The sequence below is a fragment of the Pseudomonas sp. B21-023 genome (assembly GCF_024749165.1).
Classification (GTDB): Bacteria; Pseudomonadota; Gammaproteobacteria; order Pseudomonadales; family Pseudomonadaceae; genus Aquipseudomonas.
Genome location: NZ_CP087190.1, coordinates 1,821,497 through 1,839,649 on the forward strand (window position 1 = coordinate 1,821,497; position 18,153 = coordinate 1,839,649).

The window sequence follows — 18,153 nt, forward strand, 5'->3', positions numbered from 1 at the left end:
TGAAACATTCGTCCCAGTGGCAGGTGTGACCCATCGCTTGGTACCCACGTCTTTGACTGACATTGCGCGAGGTGCCCATGCACGATCCGTTTGAAGAATCCCTGCGTGACCTGCTCAAGGCGTCGCCGTCCGGCCAGGACCGTGACGACGCCGCGTGCCTGGGTCGTGTGCTCAAGACCGCCAACCGCCAGGTTGGCGCGGGCGATCTGTTCAGCCTGCTTGGCCGCTGGAGCCAGGCGCTGCTGATCGCCGTGAACAATGGCTCGGCGCATGTGGCGCCGGTGCGCCGCAACTCTACCCGCAACCCTGCCGCAGGCAGCCCTGCAGATAAGGCCGATTGAATATGGAACTCGATCTCTGGACCCAGAGCCTGGTCACCGCCATGACTGCCCTTTGGACCAAGGTGGCGAACTTCATCCCCAACCTGTTCGGCGCGCTGGTCGTGGTGCTGCTCGGTTTCGTCGTGGCCAAGCTGCTCGACACCTTGCTGTCGAAGGTGCTGGCCAAGTTCGGCCTGGACCGCCTGATGAGTGGTACCGGCCTGACCAAGATGCTCGCCCGGATTGGTATCCAGGTACCGATTTCGACGCTGATCGGCAAGATCGTCTATTGGTTCGTGCTGTTGATCTTCCTGGTTTCGGCGGCTGAATCGCTGGGCCTGGAGCGGGTCTCGGCGACCCTGGACATGCTGGCGCTGTACCTGCCCAAGGTATTCGGCGCGGCGCTGGTGATGCTGGCCGGCGTGCTGTTGGCGCAACTGGCCAACGGCCTTGTGCGCGGCGCCGCCGAGGGCATCGGCCTGGAGTACGCTGCTGGCGTTGGGCGTATCGTCCAGGGCCTCGTGATCATCATCAGTATTTCGGTGGCCATCAGCCAGCTGGAGGTCAAGACCGACCTGCTCAACCACGTGATCGTCATCGGGCTGATTACCGTTGGTCTGGCAATTGCCCTGGCGATGGGCCTGGGCAGCCGTGAAATTGCCGGACAGATCCTGGCCGGCATCTATGTGCGTGAGCTCTATCAGGTCGGCCAGCACGTGCGCATTGGCGAGGTCGAAGGGCACATCGAGGAGATCGGCACGGTCAAGACGACCCTGCTGACCGATGATGGCGAACTGGTGTCGTTGTCTAATCGCGAGCTGCTCGAGCAGCGCGTGAATAGCCGCTAACCGAACAAAAGCTGTTAATGTATGCCGCCGCAAAAATCGGCCCACGGGGCCGAGCGGCGACATTGACCTGACTGTCGGCCAGATCCGTTTTGAATAAAGTTCATTCGCCGCCCATGCGCTATGACCCCCGCGAGCTCACCGACGAGGAGTTGGTGGCGCGTTCGCATGAGGAGCTGTTTCATGTCACCCGCGCCTATGAGGAACTCATGCGGCGCTACCAGCGCACGCTGTTCAACGTCTGTGCGCGCTACCTGGGGAACGATCGGGATGCCGACGATGTCTGTCAGGAGGTGATGCTCAAGGTGCTCTACGGGTTGAAGAACTTCGAGGGCAAGTCCAAGTTCAAGACCTGGCTCTACAGCATCACCTACAACGAATGCATCACCCAGTACCGCAAGGAGCGTCGCAAGCGCCGGCTGATGGATGCGCTGAGCCTGGACCCTGTCGAAGAGGCGTCCGAGGACAAGGCACCGAAGCCGGAAGAAAAAGGCGGGCTGGATAAATGGCTGGTACATGTGAACCCGATCGACCGGGAAATCCTGGTGCTGCGCTTTGTCGCGGAGCTGGAATTCCAGGAGATCGCGGACATCATGCACATGGGCCTGAGCGCCACGAAAATGCGCTACAAGCGTGCGCTCGACAAGCTTAGAGAGAAATTTGCAGGCGTGGCTGAAACTTAGTGGCCTGCAAATACCTCTAACCAACCGGCAAGTTCTGCTAGACTTGCCGTCGAGTTGTCCCCCGGATGTTGGTGGGACTGCTTAACTATCACCAGATGGGGATTTAACGGATGAAATTGAAAAACACCTTGGGCTTGGCCATTGGCTCGCTCGTGGCCGTGACTTCGCTCGGCGCTCTGGCTCAAGGCCAAGGCGCAGTCGAAATCGAAGGTAACGTTACCAAGCAGTTCTACGACAGCGAACGTAACTTCAAGAACACCGGCACCAATCCAGGTGTTCGCCTCGGTTACTTCCTGACCGACGACGTCTCCCTGGACCTGGGCTACAACGAGACCCACAACGCTCGTGGTGAAGTCTTCAACAAAGACATCAAAGGCTCCAAGACCAAGCTCGACGCTACCTACCACTTCGGTACCGTAGGCGATGCACTGCGTCCGTACGTTTCCGCCGGTTTCGCTCACGAGAGCCTGGGCCAGGCCACTCGTAGCGGCCGTGACCACTCCACCTTCGCCAACGTTGGCGCTGGCGCCAAGTGGTACATCACCGACATGTTCTTCGCCCGTGCCGGCGTCGAAGCCATGTACAACATCGACAACGGCAACACCGAGTGGGGCCCGACCGTTGGTCTGGGTCTGAACTTCGGTGGCAGCGGTGGCCAGAAAGCCGCTCCTGCGCCTGCTCCAGTTGCCGAAGTCTGCTCCGACAGCGACAACGATGGCGTCTGCGACAACGTCGACAAGTGCCCTGACACCCCAGCCAACGTTACCGTTGACGCTGATGGCTGCCCGGCTGTTGCCGAAGTCGTTCGCGTTGAGCTGGACGTCAAGTTCGACTTCGACAAGTCGGTCGTCAAGCCAAACAGCTACGGCGACATCAAGAACCTGGCTGACTTCATGAAGCAGTACCCACAGACCACCACCACCGTGGAAGGTCACACTGACTCCGTCGGCCCAGACGCTTACAACCAGAAGCTGTCCGAGCGTCGTGCCAGCGCTGTCAAGCAGGTCCTGACCCAGCAGTACGGTGTTGAATCGAGCCGTGTTGACTCGGTTGGCTACGGTGAGACCCGTCCGGTCGCCGACAACGCCACCGAAGCTGGCCGCGCCGTCAACCGTCGCGTAGAAGCTCAGGTAGAAGCCCAGGCCAAGTAATTGGTTTGACGCTTCACGAAAAACCCGGCCTCGGCCGGGTTTTTCTTTGTCCGCGATTTTTTAGGGGCGATGGGGCGTGGATGGTCGCGTGCTCAGTGCTTGAGCAGAACCAGCAACAGCACCATGTTCAACAGCAGCGACAGCAACCCAATCGTGCGCCATACCTTCAGTGGCTCACGCTCAAGCAGCGGCCGTGGTCGCTCGTCCAGTTCCTGGCGATCCCCCCGCTCCAGCAACAGCAACCACTGTTCGGCGGTCTCGAAGCGCTGCGCTGGATCTGCCGCCACCGCCTGCAACAGGTTGTGCTGCAACCACTCCGGCACATCCGGCCGGTAGCGCGCCGGGTTTACTGGCGTACCGAAGCGTGGCCGTTGGAACGCCTCGACTTCGCCGTAGGGGTAGTGGCCGGTAAGCAGCTGGTAAAGCGTCACGCCCGCGGCATAGAGGTCCTGACGCGGCGCAGGGGGCAGGCCGTCGTAGGCTTCCGGGGCAAGGAACGAAGGCGTGCCTGGCAAGGCGTGGGGCGGGTCTTCGGAAAGCCCCGGGCAGTACGCCAGCCCGAAGTCGAGCAGGCGCAACTGGCCATCTTCGCCCAAGTGAAGGTTTTCCGGCTTGATGTCACGGTGCAGCAGGTTGCGCCGGTGCAGTGCGCCGACAGCCTGCAGCAGCTGGCGCGCCATTTCCAGCCATTGCGCCAGGGGCAGCGGGCCGCTCGCCACGAGCAGGCTGGCGAGGGTCGTGCCCGGGTATTCGCGCATCAGGTAGTACAGGTGCTGGCGCTGGCTGGCCGGGTGCACTTCGGGGAAGTGGCGGCCGGCGACCCGGCGCAGGAACCACTCTTCCATGAGCAAGGTCTGGGCGGCCCCGGGCTCGTTGTCGCGGGCCGGGGGCAGGGTCTTGAGCAACCAGGGCCGACCTTGCGGGTCACGGGTGCGGTAGAGCAGCGCTTGCCTGCTCTGGGCCAGCAAACCGTCGACCTGCCAGCCATCGATCATCTGGCCTTCACGCAAAGCGGCTGGCAGCGGCCACTGCTTGAGCTGCGCCAGGGTGTCGCCCAGGTTGCTCGCGCCCAGCTGGTCGACTCGTACCAGCAAGGCGCTGGCATTGTCCTGGCTGCCGCAGTGATGGGCGCTGGCCACGAGGGTATCGGCGGCTTCCTGCAGGTCGGGGTGTTCGCGCAGGATCGACTGGATATGCACATCGCCCAGGCTGGCCCACACGCCGTCGCTGAGCAGCACGAAGCACTCGCCTTCGTGCAGATCGCCTTCCAGATAGTCCACCAGCAACTGCTGGTCCAGCCCCAGCGCGCGCTTGAGCACGTGCTGCATGCCGGGCTGGTCCCACACATGGTCTTCACTCAGGCATTGCAGCTGGTCGTCCTGCCAGCGGTACACCCGGCAGTCGCCGACGTGGGCGAGGGTGAAGCGTCGCCCGCGCAGCACCAGGGCGCTGAGGGTGGTGAGCAGCGGCTGGCCATTGCCTTGGGCGCGCAGCCAGCGGTTCTGCGCCACCAGCAGACGGTCCAGGGCCTGGGCCACGCTCCAGGTGGCGGGCGTGGCGTAGTAGTCGAGGGCCAGGGCCTGCAAGCTGGCGCGTGCTGCCAGGCCGCCGTCGGCGCACTGGCTGACGCCGTCGGCCAGCGCGCACAAGTAGCCTTTGCTGGCTGCCAGTTCGGCTGCCGGGGTGATCAGGCGCATGGCATCCTGGTTTTCCGTGCGCGGGCCTGTGGCGCTGGCCTGGGCGAAGCTCAGTAGCAGGCTCATGGGGGCGCCTCAGACCCGCGCCGCGGTGATCGCCGCCGAGCCCCAGGTGGTGCGCCAGCGCTGCTTGACGCCATGCAGGCCAAACCAGGCGAGCAGGCCCAGGCTGGCGAACAGCCACAGGCCGAGCTGGTAGTCGCCGGTGTGCTGCTTGATGGTGCCAAGGCCCGCGGCGAGCAGGAAGCCACCGATGCCGCCGGCCATGCCGATCAGCCCGGTCATCACGCCGATCTCCTGGCGGAAGCGCTGCGGCACCAGCTGGAACACCGCGCCATTTCCGGCCCCCAGCCCGAGCATGGCGCTGACGAACAGCGCCAGGGCTGCCGCCGCGTTGGGCAGGTTGAAGCCCACCGCCGCGATGCACACGGCGGCCACGCCGTACATCGCCAGCAGGGTGCGGATACCACCGAAGCGATCGGCCAGGGCGCCGCCGAGCGGACGCATGAGGCTGCCGGAGAACACACAGGCGGCGGTGTAGTAGCCGGCGGTCACCGGGCTCAGGCCGTACTGATCGCTGAAATAGCCAGGCAGGGCGCTGGCCAGGCCGATGAAGCCGCCGAAGGTGACACTGTAGAAGAACATGAACCACCAGCTGTCGCGGTCGCCGAGGGCCTTGAGGTAGTCGGCCATGGCCTTGGGCTTGGGCCGTTGCGGGGCATTGCGGGCCAGCCAGGCGAATAGCACCAGGGTCAGCAGCAGCGGCAGCAGGGCAAAGCCGAACACATTGTTCCAGCCGAAGGCGGCGGCCAACGCCGGCGCCAGCAGGGCGGCGAACACCGTGCCGGAGTTGCCGGCACCGGCGATGCCCATGGCCTTGCCCTGATGCTGCGGCGGGTACCACTGCGAAGCCAGCGGCAGGGACACGGCGAACGAGGCCCCGGCAAAGCCAAGGAACACACCCAGCAGCAAGGCTTGTTCGTAGCTGCGCACGCCCAACTGCCAGGCGCAGGCCAGGGCGACGATCACCACCGCCTGGCCGATCAGCCCGGCGGTCTTGGGCGACAGGCGATCGACCAGCAGACCCATGGCAAAGCGCAGCAGCGCGCCGGCCAGGATCGGCGTGGCCACCATCAGGCCCCGTTGCTGTGCGGTCAGTTGCAGGTCGGCGGCAATCTGCACCGCCATCGGGCCGAGCAGGTACCAGACCATGAAGCTCAAGTCGAAATACAGGAAGGCGGCGAACAGGGTGGGCACATGCCCGGATTTCCAGAAGCTCGTATTCATCGGACACCTCGTGGGGCGCGCAACACAGGGGCGGAAACGAAAAGACGCCGCTGCCCGGTCCACGGATAAGTGGCGGGGAAGCGACGTCTTTGTCGGGGTCTGGGGGGCAGCCGCCGTTGGCTACCTGGTGTTCCATGAGCAAGAGACGGGCCAAGGTCTGCGGGTCATTGCAACTAGCCCAGCATCTCCGACATGGCGATAATCTGCTCCGCCACCTGGATCAGCTTCTGCTGGCGGCTCATGGCCTGGCGGCGCATCAGGGTGTAGGCCGCCTCCTCGTTGCAGTCCTTCATTTTCATCAGCAGGCCCTTGGCTTGTTCGATGCGCTTGCGCTCGGCCAGTTGCTGGTCGCGGGCCAGCAATTGCGCCTTCAATGCCTGGTCGCTTTCGAAACGGGCCATGGCCACGTCGAGGATCGGCTGCAGGCGCGTGGCCTGGATACCCTCGACGATATAGGCGCTGACTCCAGCCTGGATCGCCTGGCGCATCACGTCGGGGTCATGCTCGTCGGTGAACAGCACGATCGGGCGGGGGCGATCGCGGCTGACCAGCACCACCTGTTCCATCACATCCCGGCCAGGTGACTCGGTATCGATCAGCACCACGTCCGGGTGCACCGTTTCGACACAGGCGGGCAGATCGATGCTCAGGTTGACGGCCTCGATCACTTCGAAGCCGGCCTCGATCAGGGCGGTCTTGAGACGACCGACTTTCTTTTCGGTGTCGTCGATCAGCAGGATACGCAGCATGTTCGCCCCCTCAGTGACTGGCGCGGGCATCAGGCGCCGCGTCCAGGGCGTGCAGGGGGAAGCTGCGCGCATAGCCATGGGGGTCGCTGCCGTCCCAGCGGCGGCCGTCGAGCAGCAGGCTGCTGCGCATGGGTAGGTCGGCGCAGGGCACGCCCAGTGCCGAGGCAGCCTCGCGGTAAAGGGCCAGCTGTTGCACCTGGCGGGCGACCCCGAGGTAGTCCGGGTCGTCACGCAGCAGGCCCCAGCGGCGGAACTGGGTCATGAACCACATGCCGTCGGACAGGTAGGGCAGGTTGGCCCGGCCCTGGTCGAACAGGCGCAGGGCATGGGGGTCGTGCCAGCGATGACCGAGGCCATCCTGATAGTCGCCGAGCAGGCGCGGCTCGATGCTGTCGACGGGGGTGTCAAGGTAGGCGCTGCCGCTGAGCAGTTGCGCGGTGCTGCGGCGGTTCTCCTGGCTCTGCTCGATGAAGCGCGCGGCGGCGAGTACCGACTGGATCAGTGCCCGGGCGCTGTTGGGGTACTGTTCGACGAAACCCCGGGCGCAGGCCAGGACCTTTTCCGGGTGATCGGGCCAGATCGACTGGCTAGTGGCCAGGGTGAAGCCCTGGCCCTTGGCAAGCGCGTCCGCCGACCAGGGTTCGCCGACGCAGAAGCCGTCGATACGCCCGGCCTGCAGGTGGGCGGTCATCTGCGCCGGGGGCACCACCACGCTGCTGACGTCACGTAATGGGTGAATCCCCTGGCTGGCCAGCCAGTAGTACAGCCACAGGGCATGGGTGCCGGTGGGAAAGGTCTGGGCGAAGGTGAGTGCGCCTTGCTGGTGCACCAGCCGCGCCAGTGCCTCGGGGTTGGTCACGCCCTTGCGCTGCAGTGCGGGGGAGAGGTTGATGGCCTGGGCGTTCTGGTTCAGGCCCATAAGCACGGCCAGGGGGCTGGCGGGCACGCCGCCGATACCGAGGTGCACGGCGTATACCAGCCCATACAGGCAGTGGGCGGCGTCGAGCTCGCCGCTGACCAGCTTGTCGCGCAGCCCGGCCCAGGAGGCCTGGCGGCGCAGGTTTAAGGTCAGGCCGAATGGCTGGGCGAAGCCCTGGGTGGCGGCGACCACCACCGAGGCGCAGTCGGTCAAGGCCATGAAGCCGATGTCCAGGCTGGGTTTTTCCGGCGCGTCGCTGCCGTTGACCCAGGCCAGGGGCGTTGTCGGGAGGGGTGTGTTCACGGAGTTCCTCGAGCGTTCGCAATAGAGCGGCATGCAACAGACATAGCAACCCATGTGCCATGGCCCTGTCGCCCCGGCGGCGCGCTGGCTATAATCGCCCCCTCACACACCGCGAGTCCGCCCGCCCATGTATACCCTGGCCCGCCAGCTGCTGTTCAAGCTCTCCCCGGAAACCTCCCACGACCTCTCGCTGGACCTGATCGGCGCCGGTGGCCGCCTGGGGCTCAATGGTCTGCTGTGCAAGCAGCCAGCGGCGTTGCCGGTGACGGTGATGGGCTTGAACTTCGCCAACCCGGTCGGCCTGGCCGCAGGCCTGGACAAGAACGGCGCGGCCATCGACGGTTTCGCCCAGCTGGGTTTCGGCTTCGTCGAGATCGGCACCGTGACGCCGCGCCCGCAGCCGGGCAACCCCAAGCCGCGGCTGTTCCGCCTGCCTGAAGCCACGGCCATCATCAACCGCATGGGCTTCAACAACCTCGGTGTCGACCACCTGCTGGCACGTGTGCGCGCCTCGAAGTACACCGGGGTACTGGGCATCAACATCGGCAAGAACTTCGACACCCCGGTCGAGCGGGCCCAGGACGACTACCTGATCTGTCTGGAAAAGGTCTACAACGACGCCAGCTACATCACCGTCAACGTCAGCTCGCCGAATACCCCGGGCCTGCGTTCGCTGCAGTTCGGCGACTCGCTCAAGCAACTGCTCGATGCCCTGGCCGAGCGCCGTGAACAGCTGGCCACGGCCAACGGCAAGCGCGTGCCATTGGCGATCAAGATTGCACCGGACATGAGCGACGAAGAGACCGCGCTGGTGGCCGCGGCGCTGCGCGAGTCGGGCATGGACGCGGTGATCGCCACCAATACCACCCTGGGCCGCGAAGGTGTCGAAGGCCTGCCGTTCGGTGGCGAGGCGGGCGGCCTGTCGGGTGCGCCGGTACTGCAAAAGAGCACGCACACGGTGAAGGTGCTGGCGGGCGAGCTGGGCGGCAAGCTGCCGATCATCGCCGCTGGCGGCATTACCGAGGGGCGCCACGCGGCTGAGAAGATCGCCGCTGGGGCTAGCCTGGTGCAGATCTATTCGGGCTTCATCTACAAAGGCCCGGCGTTGATTCGTGAAGCGGTGGATGCGATTGCGGCGATGCCGAAACCATGAAATGAGCCGCTCCCACGCTGTATAGAAGATGTGGCGAAAAAATAAGGTGCATAAAAAAGGGCCCCTTCAAAGGGGCCCCTGGGCCGCAGCCCGCCGCCCGGATAGGGCGCGCATGGTGACTCGAATTCAGTGTCCTCGTTCAGCCAACGGCGTGATTTTCGTTGAGTCTATGAATGCCAGCGGTGCCGGTCATGCCATCCCAGTTATCGCCGCGACCTTCGCGCCAGCCGTTGATCCAGGCTTGGCGTACAGAGGGTAGATTGAAGGGGCAAAGTTCGCGGGATTTGCCGGTGACTCCATACTGGTAGCCACGTGAATATGCTCTTTCCAACGGATCACGCTTAAGTCTTCTCATAGGGTGTTGCCCTCACTTGTTGACTGTAATGTCCCGTCGGCCTCTCCGAGGCCGGGCAGAATCGTTCTGCCGGTTTGCGCCCGCTGCCGGCGTCGCGGGCTGAAAGTGCCGCCCCGTTGCGGTGCGGCCTGAGATCAGTTCTAACGAATGCGAGTCACAGTGTGAATGATCGATTTGTCATAAGGACGTAACCTTTCCGAGGGTGAGGGGATAAGTAAATAAATGCGACTCAACCTTGTTTGCCGTTGGGCCCGCTATGATCAGGGTTTAGTCAACGTTGACGTCAATTGGCCAGCGTTGCTCGATGATGACAGTAATAATTGGTAATGCGACGAAGGGTCACATCTGAACCCTGGGTCCACGAAATTTTCACACTGCCCGACGATCAAAGCCTCTTTCGCTTCTGCGTGAGGCATTGGTCTGCCGAGCGGCCAGGTCTTGCGATCGCTTCGCAAGGCCACCCGGGCGCCTGCTGGAAAGGTGCGCGGGCAAACAGCGGCAGCCGATGCGTCGGCTTGCCATTTACCTAGCCAAAGGCTCTGGATTACACATGTCGGACCGTTTCGAACTTTATCTCACCTGCCCCAAGGGCCTCGAAGGCCTGCTCGCCGAAGAGGCCAGCCAATTGGGCCTGACCGAGGTGCGTGAACACACCTCGGCCATTCGCGGCTCGGCCGACATGGAAACCGCCTACCGCCTGTGCCTGTGGTCGCGCCTGGCCAACCGGGTGCTACTGGTGCTCAAGCGTTTCTCGATGAAGAACGCCGACGACCTCTATGACGGCGTGCATGCGCTCGACTGGGCTGACCACCTGGCGGCCGACGGCACGCTGGCAGTGGAGTTCAGCGGCCATGGCTCGGGTATCGACAACACTCACTTCGGCGCCCTGAAAGTGAAGGACGCCATTGTCGACAAACTGCGCAACCGCGAAGGCCTGCGCCCGTCGGTGGACAAGCTCGACCCGGACCTGCGGGTGCACCTGCGCCTGGACCGTGGCGAGGCGATTCTGTCCCTCGACCTGTCCGGCCACAGCCTGCACCAGCGCGGCTATCGCCTGCAGCAGGGCGCGGCGCCATTGAAGGAAAACCTGGCAGCGGCGGTGCTGATCCGCTCGGGCTGGCCACGCATTGCGGCCGAGGGCGGCGCCCTGGCTGACCCGATGTGCGGTGTGGGCACCTTCCTGGTCGAGGCGGCGATGATCGCCGCCGACATCGCCCCCAACCTCAAGCGCGAGCGCTGGGGCTTCACGGCCTGGCTCGGGCACGTACCGGCGCTGTGGCGCAAGCTGCACGACGAGGCCCAGGCCCGTGCCCAAGTGGGCCTGGCCAAGCCACCGTTGTGGATTCGTGGCTACGAGGCCGACCCGCGGCTGATCCAGCCGGGGCGCAACAACGTCGAGCGCGCAGGCCTGGGCGACTGGGTGAAGATCTATCAGGGAGAGGTGGCCAGCTTCGAGCCGCGCCCAGACCAGAACCAGAAGGGCCTGGTGATCAGCAACCCACCCTATGGCGAGCGCCTGGGCGATGAGGCCAGCCTGCTGTACCTCTACCAGAACCTCGGCGAGCGCCTGCGCCAGGCATGCATGGGCTGGGACGCGGCGGTGTTCACCGGCGCGCCGGAGCTGGGCAAGCGCATGGGTATCCGCAGCCACAAGCAATACGCTTTCTGGAACGGCGCATTGCCGTGCAAGCTGTTGCTGTTCAAGGTCCAGCCCGACCAGTTCGTCACTGGCGATCGTCGTCAGGCCCAGGCCGACGCGGGTGAGGGCGAGCCGCGCCGCCAGGCGCCGGTGGCCAGCGAGCCGGCGCGCCTGTCGGAAGGCGCGCAGATGTTCGCCAACCGCCTGCAGAAGAACTTCAAGCAGCTGGGCAAGTGGGCCCGCCGCGAGCAGGTCGATTGCTACCGCGTGTACGATGCCGACATGCCCGAGTACGCCTTGGCTGTCGACCTGTACCACGACTGGGTGCACGTGCAGGAGTATGCCGCGCCGCGCTCGATCGACCCGGACAAGGCCCAGGCACGCCTGCTCGACGCGTTGACCGCGATTCCGCAGGCCCTTGGCGTCGATCCGCAGCGCGTGGTGCTCAAGCGCCGGGAGCGTCAGACCGGCACCCGCCAGTACGAACGCCAGGCCACCGAAGGACGCTTCCAGGAAGTCAGCGAGGGCGGCGTCAAGCTGCTGGTCAACCTCACCGACTACCTCGACACCGGCCTGTTCCTCGACCACCGCCCGATGCGCCTGCGTATCCAGCGCGAGGCGGCGGGCAAGCGCTTCCTCAACCTGTTCTGCTACACCGCCACGGCCAGCGTGCACGCAGCCAAGGGCGGCGCGCGCAGCACCACCAGCGTCGACCTGTCGAAGACCTACCTGGACTGGGCACGACGCAACCTGTCGCTCAACGGTTTCTCCGAGCGCAACCGCCTGGAGCAGGGCGACGTCATGGCCTGGCTGGAGAACGCCCAGGACAGCTACGACCTGATCTTCATCGACCCGCCGACCTTCTCCAACTCCAAGCGCATGGAAGGGGTGTTCGACGTGCAGCGCGACCATGTGCAACTGCTCGACCTGGCCATGGCGCGCCTGGCGCCGGGTGGTGTGCTGTACTTCTCCAACAACTTCCGCAAGTTCCAGCTCGACGAGCACCTGGCGACGCGGTATGCGGTGGAGGAAATCAGCGCCCAGACCCTGGACCCTGACTTCGCTCGCAACAACCGCATCCATCGCGCCTGGCAGCTGCGTTTGCGCTGAGCCGACGAGGTACATGGCGTGGCCACTGGCCAGCGGCTATAAAGCAGGACAGGGCGGGACAATACGCAGGACGCTGACGTTGCTGAGAGTCCTCTATGTCGAACCCAGGCGTACCTGCGAAGCCGCTTGGCCTGTTCGGTGACGAGCTGTCGGCCTGGGGCGTGGCCCTGGCGGCGCTGGTCGCCGGGGCGCTGCTCACGGCCGCGCTGGCCATTGCCACGCAGACCTTCTTCAAGCAGCAACTGCGCCAGCGTTTCGAACTGCTGGCCAGTGAACGCTACAGCCGCATCGCCGAACGTTTCGAGGAGCAGGAGCAGCGCCTGGACGGCCTGCGCCGCTTTTTCGCCTACTCCAGTGAAATCACGCCCTACGAGTTCGATGGCTATGCCCGCCCGTTGCTGCATCGCACCCAGGCCTACTCCTGGGCGCCGCGGGTAGCGTCCGGGCAGCGCGCGGCGTTCGAACAGCAGGCCAGCGCCTTGCTGGGGCAGCCTTACCAGATCCGCGACCTGGACGCCCAGGGGCGTTGGCAGGCGGCAGCGATGCGCGATCACTACTACCCGGTCCTGTACACCCAGGCGGCGAGCCGGCAGGCCCAGCCCTATGGCTTCGACCTGGGCGGGCAGGCGCTGCGCGCCGCGACCCTGGCCCGGGCCTCGGGCCCTGGCAGCATGGCGGTGTCCGCGCCGCTGGACATGATCAATGTCGAGCCGGCCTACACCCGCGGCCTGCTGATGGTCGCTCCGGTGTTCGCCGATGATGCGCCGGCGAGCGAGTTGCCCCGAGGTTATGTGATGGCGTTGCTCAGCCTGCACCAGTTGATAGCCGAGAGCCTGCCGACCGTGGCCGATGACAACCTGGTGGTGCGCATCCTCGATCTGTCCACCGAGGGTGGTCACGAGGTGCTGTTCGACTCGGGCATGCCGCCGGCGCGCATGGGCCTTGCCAGCAGTCACCTGCTGCACCTGGCCGACCATCACTACCAGCTCGATATTCGACCCAGCCAGGGCTTTCTGTTGGCTAACCGGTCGTCTGCGGTGCCAGTCGTGGCATTGCTGGGTGGCCTGCTGAGCGTACTGCTGGCGCTGCTGCTTTACAGCCTGTTCAGCCAGCGCCAGCGTGCCCTGGGTCTGGTGGCCCGGCGCACCGCCGAGTTACGTGTCAGCGAGCAGTCGTTGCGCGAGACTCACAACCAGTTGCGCAGCGTGCTCGATGCCGCGACCCAGGTCGCGATCATCGCCACCAGCCTGCGCGGAGTGATCGGCACGTTCAATGCCGGCGCCGAACGCATGCTGGGCTACTCGGCCGGCGAAGCGCTGGGCCAGCTGCGGTTGGAGGACCTGGTGTTGCCCGAAGAGCTGCACCAGCGTGCCCATGCCTTGAGCGTGCGCTTTGGCCGCGAGGTCGGCGCCGGCCAGGCGATGTTCGCCGAAACGGTGCAGGAGGGTGGCGCGCAGCCGGCGGACTGGACGCTGGTACGCAAGGACGGCAGCCATCTGCTGGCCAACATGCTGGTGACGGCGGTGCTGGACGAGCAGGGCTTGTGGGTGGGTTACCTGGCGATCTGCATCGATGTCACCGAGAGGCGCCGGGTGCACGAAGCCCTGGCGGCCCGCGATCGGTTGCTGGAGAAACTCAGCGCCGAGGTGCCGGGCGGGATCTACCAGTACCGCCTGGATGCCGATGGCCACTCCTGTTTTCCCTATGCCAGCCAAGGTCTGCACGACATCTACGAGGTTGACCTGGCGGTGCTGCGCGAGGATGCCACGGCGGTGTTCGAGCGTATTCACCCTGACGACCTGGAGCGGGTGCGACGCTCGGTGCGGTATTCCGCCGAGCACCTTGCGCCGTGGCGTGAGGAGTACCGGGTGTGCCTGCCGCAAGCGGGGCTGCGCTGGGTGCGTGGGGAGGCTACGCCGGAAATTGGCGAGCATGGCAGCACGTTGTGGCATGGCTACCTGACCGATATCTCGGATCTCAAGCGGGTCGAGGAAGAGTTGCGGGCATTGTCGGTGACCGACGCCCTGACCGGTATCTACAACCGGCGCTATTTCCAGGAGCGGCTGCGCAACGAACTGGATCGGGCCCAGCGCGAGGGTTTGGACCTGGCGGTAATCATGCTGGATATCGACCATTTCAAGCGTATCAACGATCAGTTCGGGCATGCGGTCGGGGATCATGTGCTGCGCAATCTGTGCCAGCGGATCGCGCATCGGCTGCGGCGCACCGATGTGTTCTGCCGCTTGGGAGGGGAGGAGTTCATGGTGCTGTGCCCCGGGAGCAATGCCGAGCAGGCGCGGATGCTGGCGCAGGAGTTGTGGCAGGGGGTGCGCAGTGTGCCGGTGGAGGGCGTTGGGCGGGTCACGGCGAGTTTCGGGGTGGCGGGGTGGCGGGCGGGGGAGGGGGCGGATGCGTTGTTGTTGCGGGCGGATGCTGGGGTATATGTGGCCAAGCAGGGGGGGAGGGATCGGGTTGAGGGGGAGTTGTTGTCTTGACTTGGGTTTGATGTTCTTGTTGGTTGGTGAATAGTATTTGGTGTTGGTTTGAAGTTGTATGCGAATTCAGGTTGTATTTCGGTGCGTCGGTGTATTGTGTTATTTTCAATCGATAAATTTCCAGGTTTTGCTCTTGCTCTTGCTCTGCTTTTGCTTCTAAGTGCGCGATAGTTCAGGCGACACAAATTGCGACTTCAGGAGGCCGAACGTAGGACTTGCGGAGGGAGGTGACGGGCATGGATGCCCGTCAAGCGCTGCGCCCCAGGATGGGGCGTTCAGCGCGGTCCTCCCGGGAGCAAGGCCGGAGTGAGGGGACCCCGGAGCGAAGCGTAGGGGCCGGATGAATGGAGCGAGCATTTTTTGGTTCCTTTTTGATGCTTCAAAAAGGGACCCGCCGTAAGGGCGGAAAGGTGATTAAGCGTCACCATCGTAAATGAATGCGTATATAGCTTTTAAAACATACGCTGTGTAAGTCAAAGTCAAAGTCAAAGTCAAAGTCAAAGTCAAATGCGATTGGCGTGGGTTTTTACAGTTGTAAGCGCATTCATTTGCTATAATGACGCATATTCACCCTTTCGCCACCCGGCGAGTCACTTTTTGTCAAACGCGACAAAAAGTAACCAAAAAACGCTGCGCTCCATTCATCCGGCCCTACGCTTCGCTCCGGGTCCCCTCACTCCGGCCTTGCTCCCGGGAGGACCGCGCTGAACGCCCCATCCTGGGGCGCAGCGCTTGACGGGCATCCATGCCCGTCACCTCCCTCCGCAAGACCTCCGTTCGGCCTCCTGAAGTCGCGAAGTTACGGGCGGCGCCTGGTCTGACGCAGCTGTCGCTAGCTCGGTATGGCGCTAGACTCCTGATCGGCAACGGCAACGGCAACGGCAACGGCAACGGCAACGGCAACGGCAGAATCAAAGGTGATTTGAGCGTTCGTCGGCGCGCCGACGTGGTCGGCTATCACTTCTCTGTCACGTAACTGTATTGTTGGCTATTCTCCGATCTGTCCCAGTACACTTCGTAACTGTTACGGTATTCTGGCCCCGCAGTGAGCCACACAAGAACAATGACCCGTCAGCGCTTCGAGAACACGCCATGACCAACCTGCTGCTGTACCAGCGCATTGCCCAGCAACTGGCCGATGACATCCGCCGGGGTGTCTACCAGCCGGGGGAGCGGGTGCCGTCGGTGCGCAAGATGAGCGCGCAGCTCAATGTCAGCCATGCCACCGTGCTGCAGGCGTACGCCAATCTCGAGGACCAGGGCCTGATCCGTGCCCGGCCGCAGTCCGGCTACTACGTCCACCAGACCCCGGCGTTGACGGCGCAGACCCCGGATATCGCGCGGGTCGAGCGCCCGGGCCTGGTCACCCGGGCAAGCATCATCCAGCAAGTGCTGGTCGAGGCGCGGCGCGATGGGGTTTTCCCATTCGGCGCCGCGGTGCCGCATGTGGACTACCTGCCCGTGCGTGCCCTGCACCAGCAATTGGCCAAGGTGACGCGCTTCCACAGCCCGCGTGCCTTCAGCTACATGTTCAGCCCGGGTTTCGAACCGCTGCGCCGGCAGATCGCCATTCGCATGCGTGATGCCGGCGTGCTGGTCGATCCGCGTGAGGTGGTGGTGACCCACGGCTGCGTCGATGCCCTGCAGATGGCGCTGCGGGTGCTGACCCGACCGGGCGACCTGATCGCGGCCGAGTCGCCCACCTACTATGGCCTGCTGCAGCTGGCCGACCTGCTGGGGCTCAAGGTCATCGAGATTCCCAGCGACCCGTCTACCGGTATCAGCCTGGAAGCCCTGCAACTGGCAGCCAACCAGTGGTCGATCAAGGCGCTGGTACTGACGGCGCGCTTGAGCAATCCCCTGGGCGGCACCATCCCCGAGGAGCGGCAGAAGCAGTTGCTGCGCCTGGCCTCGGACTTCGACATACAGATCGTCGAGGATGATATCTACGGTGAGCTGATGTTCGAGCAGGGGCGCACCAAGGCGCTCAAGGCGTTCGATCGCCTCGACCGGGTGATCTACTGCTCGAGCTTCTCCAAGACCCTGTCGCCAGGGGTGCGGGTCGGCTGGATGATCGCCGGGCGCTACCAGGACGAGATCCAGCGCCTGCAGACCTTCACCACCCACTCGGCCTGCAGTGTCACGCAGATGGCGGTGGCTGCCTACCTGGAGAACGGCGGCTACGATCGCCACCTGCGCTACATTCGCCAGGAGTATCGCAAGAACCTCAGTGCCTACCAGCTGGCGGTGCAGCAGCACTTCCCCGAAGGCACGCAGATGACCCGGCCCACCGGCGGCTTCATTCTTTGGGTCAGCCTGCCAGGGCGAGTCAATACCCAGGAGCTGCATGTGCGGGCGCTGGAACAGGGGATCAGCATCGCGCCGGGGCTGATCTTCAGTAATACGGAGCAGTTCAACCACTGTATCCGGCTCAATTGCGGTATTCCCTGGAACCGCGAGGCGGAGCGCGCAGTGATGACCCTGGGGCTGCTGGCCCAACAATTGTGCCGCGAGCCGACAGGTTCACTTTTGTAGGCTTGTCAGATGAGCGGGGAACAGGGAGCATACGCGTTTTGCAGCTTACGCTCCCGGTACCCATGAACCTGTTTCGTCCTCTTGTCATTGCCCTGTGTTGCGCGTTGCCCTGGCTGCCGGCCGGAGCCGTGCAGGCTGCCGAGCCTGCAACCAAGGCGCAGGGGGTGCACAAGTCGCCGGCCAAGGCTGCAGCCAAGCCGACAGCCAAGCCCAAGCCCAAGGCCAAACCAAAGGCCAAGCCCAAGGTGAAGGCCAAACCTGTCAGCAAGGCTGTCGCCAAATCGCTACCCAAGTCGAAGATCGACCTGAGCCTGCCGAGTGAAATGGTCAGGCACCTCGAGCCGGACCTGGGTGACGGGCCGGTGGTGCGCAAACCTCTGCTGCCGTCGATGTTCCCCACCAAGCCGGAATCCGACAGCAGCCCGTTCCAGCTCAACGGCCGGCTGATCAGCAACGAAATGCAGCTGCAGTTGCGCAACGACAGCCGGCGCGACGTCGACGGCGCGGCGATCGATTTCGAATTCCGCAACTGACTGCCGGGTCACCGTCTTTTTCATTCGCTCGGCAATTTCAAACATATGTTTGAGCGGTTAGTATCCAGGGACGTTCGTCCCGTTTTGCTCCTGGGAGTCCTGTTGTCATGAAATGCCGCGAGGGCTGCGGTGCCTGCTGCATCGCCCCGTCCATCAGTTCGCCTATCCCCGGCATGCCGCAGGGCAAGCCGGCCGGCGAACGCTGTCTGCACCTGAATGTCGAAAACCTTTGTGCGCTGTTCGGCAAGCCCGAGCGACCGCAGGTGTGTGGCGGCTTCAAGGCGGAAGCGGACATCTGTGGCAACGATCGTGACGAGGCCATCCGCATCATCGGGTGGCTGGAGCAGATGACGGCGGCGTGACAGGTTGGATCCTCGAC

Annotated in this window: 16 protein-coding genes; 11 read left to right on the plus strand and 5 right to left on the minus strand. The window is 64.2% G+C overall.

Annotated elements, in window-relative coordinates; genetic code table 11:
* Positions 1 to 77: 77 nt before the first annotated feature.
* From LOY42_RS08280 to LOY42_RS08295, 4 genes are all read left to right on the plus strand, one after another.
* Entirely contained in the window at positions 78 to 341 is a 264-nt protein-coding gene (locus LOY42_RS08280; RefSeq protein ID WP_038706516.1) for a hypothetical protein, read from the plus strand.
* Between the two features lie 2 nt (positions 342 to 343).
* Entirely contained in the window at positions 344 to 1,168 is an 825-nt protein-coding gene (locus tag LOY42_RS08285; protein WP_023632140.1) for a mechanosensitive ion channel family protein, read from the plus strand.
* 113 nt (positions 1,169 to 1,281) lie between these two features.
* A complete protein-coding gene (gene sigX / locus LOY42_RS08290) occupies positions 1,282 to 1,848 on the plus strand; it encodes an RNA polymerase sigma factor SigX (RefSeq protein ID WP_046854750.1) in 567 nt (188 codons plus the stop codon).
* 110 nt (positions 1,849 to 1,958) lie between these two features.
* Positions 1,959 to 2,999, plus strand: a complete 1,041-nt coding sequence (locus LOY42_RS08295) for an OmpA family protein (RefSeq protein ID WP_046854751.1) — start codon at positions 1,959 to 1,961, stop codon at positions 2,997 to 2,999.
* A 92-nt stretch (positions 3,000 to 3,091) separates the two neighbouring features.
* Here LOY42_RS08295 and LOY42_RS08300 read toward each other — a convergent pair whose 3' ends face one another.
* From LOY42_RS08300 to LOY42_RS08315, 4 genes are all read right to left on the minus strand, one after another.
* Positions 3,092 to 4,762 carry a bifunctional protein-serine/threonine kinase/phosphatase gene (locus LOY42_RS08300; protein WP_258600249.1) on the minus strand — a complete coding sequence of 557 codons (1,671 nt, stop codon included), beginning with the start codon at positions 4,760 to 4,762 and terminating at the stop codon, positions 3,092 to 3,094.
* Between the two features lie 9 nt (positions 4,763 to 4,771).
* Positions 4,772 to 5,983: a NarK/NasA family nitrate transporter gene (locus LOY42_RS08305; protein ID WP_139669709.1), complete on the minus strand. Its 1,212-nt coding sequence runs from the start codon at positions 5,981 to 5,983 to the stop codon at positions 4,772 to 4,774.
* 173 nt (positions 5,984 to 6,156) lie between these two features.
* Positions 6,157 to 6,732, minus strand: coding sequence for an ANTAR domain-containing response regulator (locus LOY42_RS08310; RefSeq protein ID WP_139669711.1), 576 nt, complete (start codon positions 6,730 to 6,732; stop codon positions 6,157 to 6,159).
* 10 nt (positions 6,733 to 6,742) lie between these two features.
* Entirely contained in the window at positions 6,743 to 7,987 is a 1,245-nt protein-coding gene (locus LOY42_RS08315; RefSeq protein WP_139669713.1) for a CmpA/NrtA family ABC transporter substrate-binding protein, read from the minus strand.
* Positions 7,988 to 8,081: 94 nt separating this feature from the next.
* On the opposite strand from LOY42_RS08315, the gene LOY42_RS08320 reads away from it, so the two are divergent.
* Positions 8,082 to 9,107, plus strand: coding sequence for a quinone-dependent dihydroorotate dehydrogenase (locus tag LOY42_RS08320; RefSeq protein WP_102682737.1), 1,026 nt, complete (start codon positions 8,082 to 8,084; stop codon positions 9,105 to 9,107).
* A 139-nt stretch (positions 9,108 to 9,246) separates the two neighbouring features.
* Here the strand turns inward: LOY42_RS08320 and rmf are convergent, their stop codons facing one another.
* The gene (gene rmf, locus LOY42_RS08325; protein WP_003248687.1) at positions 9,247 to 9,462 is read right to left on the minus strand and encodes a ribosome modulation factor; all 216 of its coding nucleotides are present in this window, start codon (positions 9,460 to 9,462) and stop codon (positions 9,247 to 9,249) included.
* A gap of 550 nt (positions 9,463 to 10,012) precedes the next feature.
* On the opposite strand from rmf, the gene rlmKL reads away from it, so the two are divergent.
* From rlmKL to LOY42_RS08355, 6 genes are all read left to right on the plus strand, one after another.
* Positions 10,013 to 12,211, plus strand: coding sequence for a bifunctional 23S rRNA (guanine(2069)-N(7))-methyltransferase RlmK/23S rRNA (guanine(2445)-N(2))-methyltransferase RlmL (rlmKL, locus tag LOY42_RS08330; protein ID WP_139669714.1), 2,199 nt, complete (start codon positions 10,013 to 10,015; stop codon positions 12,209 to 12,211).
* Between the two features lie 95 nt (positions 12,212 to 12,306).
* The gene (locus LOY42_RS08335; RefSeq protein WP_258600252.1) at positions 12,307 to 14,706 is read left to right on the plus strand and encodes a diguanylate cyclase; all 2,400 of its coding nucleotides are present in this window, start codon (positions 12,307 to 12,309) and stop codon (positions 14,704 to 14,706) included.
* Between the two features lie 745 nt (positions 14,707 to 15,451).
* Positions 15,452 to 15,682 carry a hypothetical protein gene (locus LOY42_RS08340; RefSeq protein ID WP_258600256.1) on the plus strand — a complete coding sequence of 77 codons (231 nt, stop codon included), beginning with the start codon at positions 15,452 to 15,454 and terminating at the stop codon, positions 15,680 to 15,682.
* 116 nt (positions 15,683 to 15,798) lie between these two features.
* Positions 15,799 to 17,241, plus strand: a complete 1,443-nt coding sequence (locus LOY42_RS08345; protein WP_038706507.1) for a PLP-dependent aminotransferase family protein — start codon at positions 15,799 to 15,801, stop codon at positions 17,239 to 17,241.
* A gap of 62 nt (positions 17,242 to 17,303) precedes the next feature.
* On the plus strand, positions 17,304 to 17,774 hold the full coding sequence (locus LOY42_RS08350; protein ID WP_139669719.1) for a hypothetical protein: 471 nt from the start codon (positions 17,304 to 17,306) through the stop codon (positions 17,772 to 17,774).
* A 107-nt stretch (positions 17,775 to 17,881) separates the two neighbouring features.
* On the plus strand, positions 17,882 to 18,136 hold the full coding sequence (locus LOY42_RS08355) for a YkgJ family cysteine cluster protein (RefSeq protein ID WP_023628900.1): 255 nt from the start codon (positions 17,882 to 17,884) through the stop codon (positions 18,134 to 18,136).
* Positions 18,137 to 18,153: the final 17 nt, after the last annotated feature.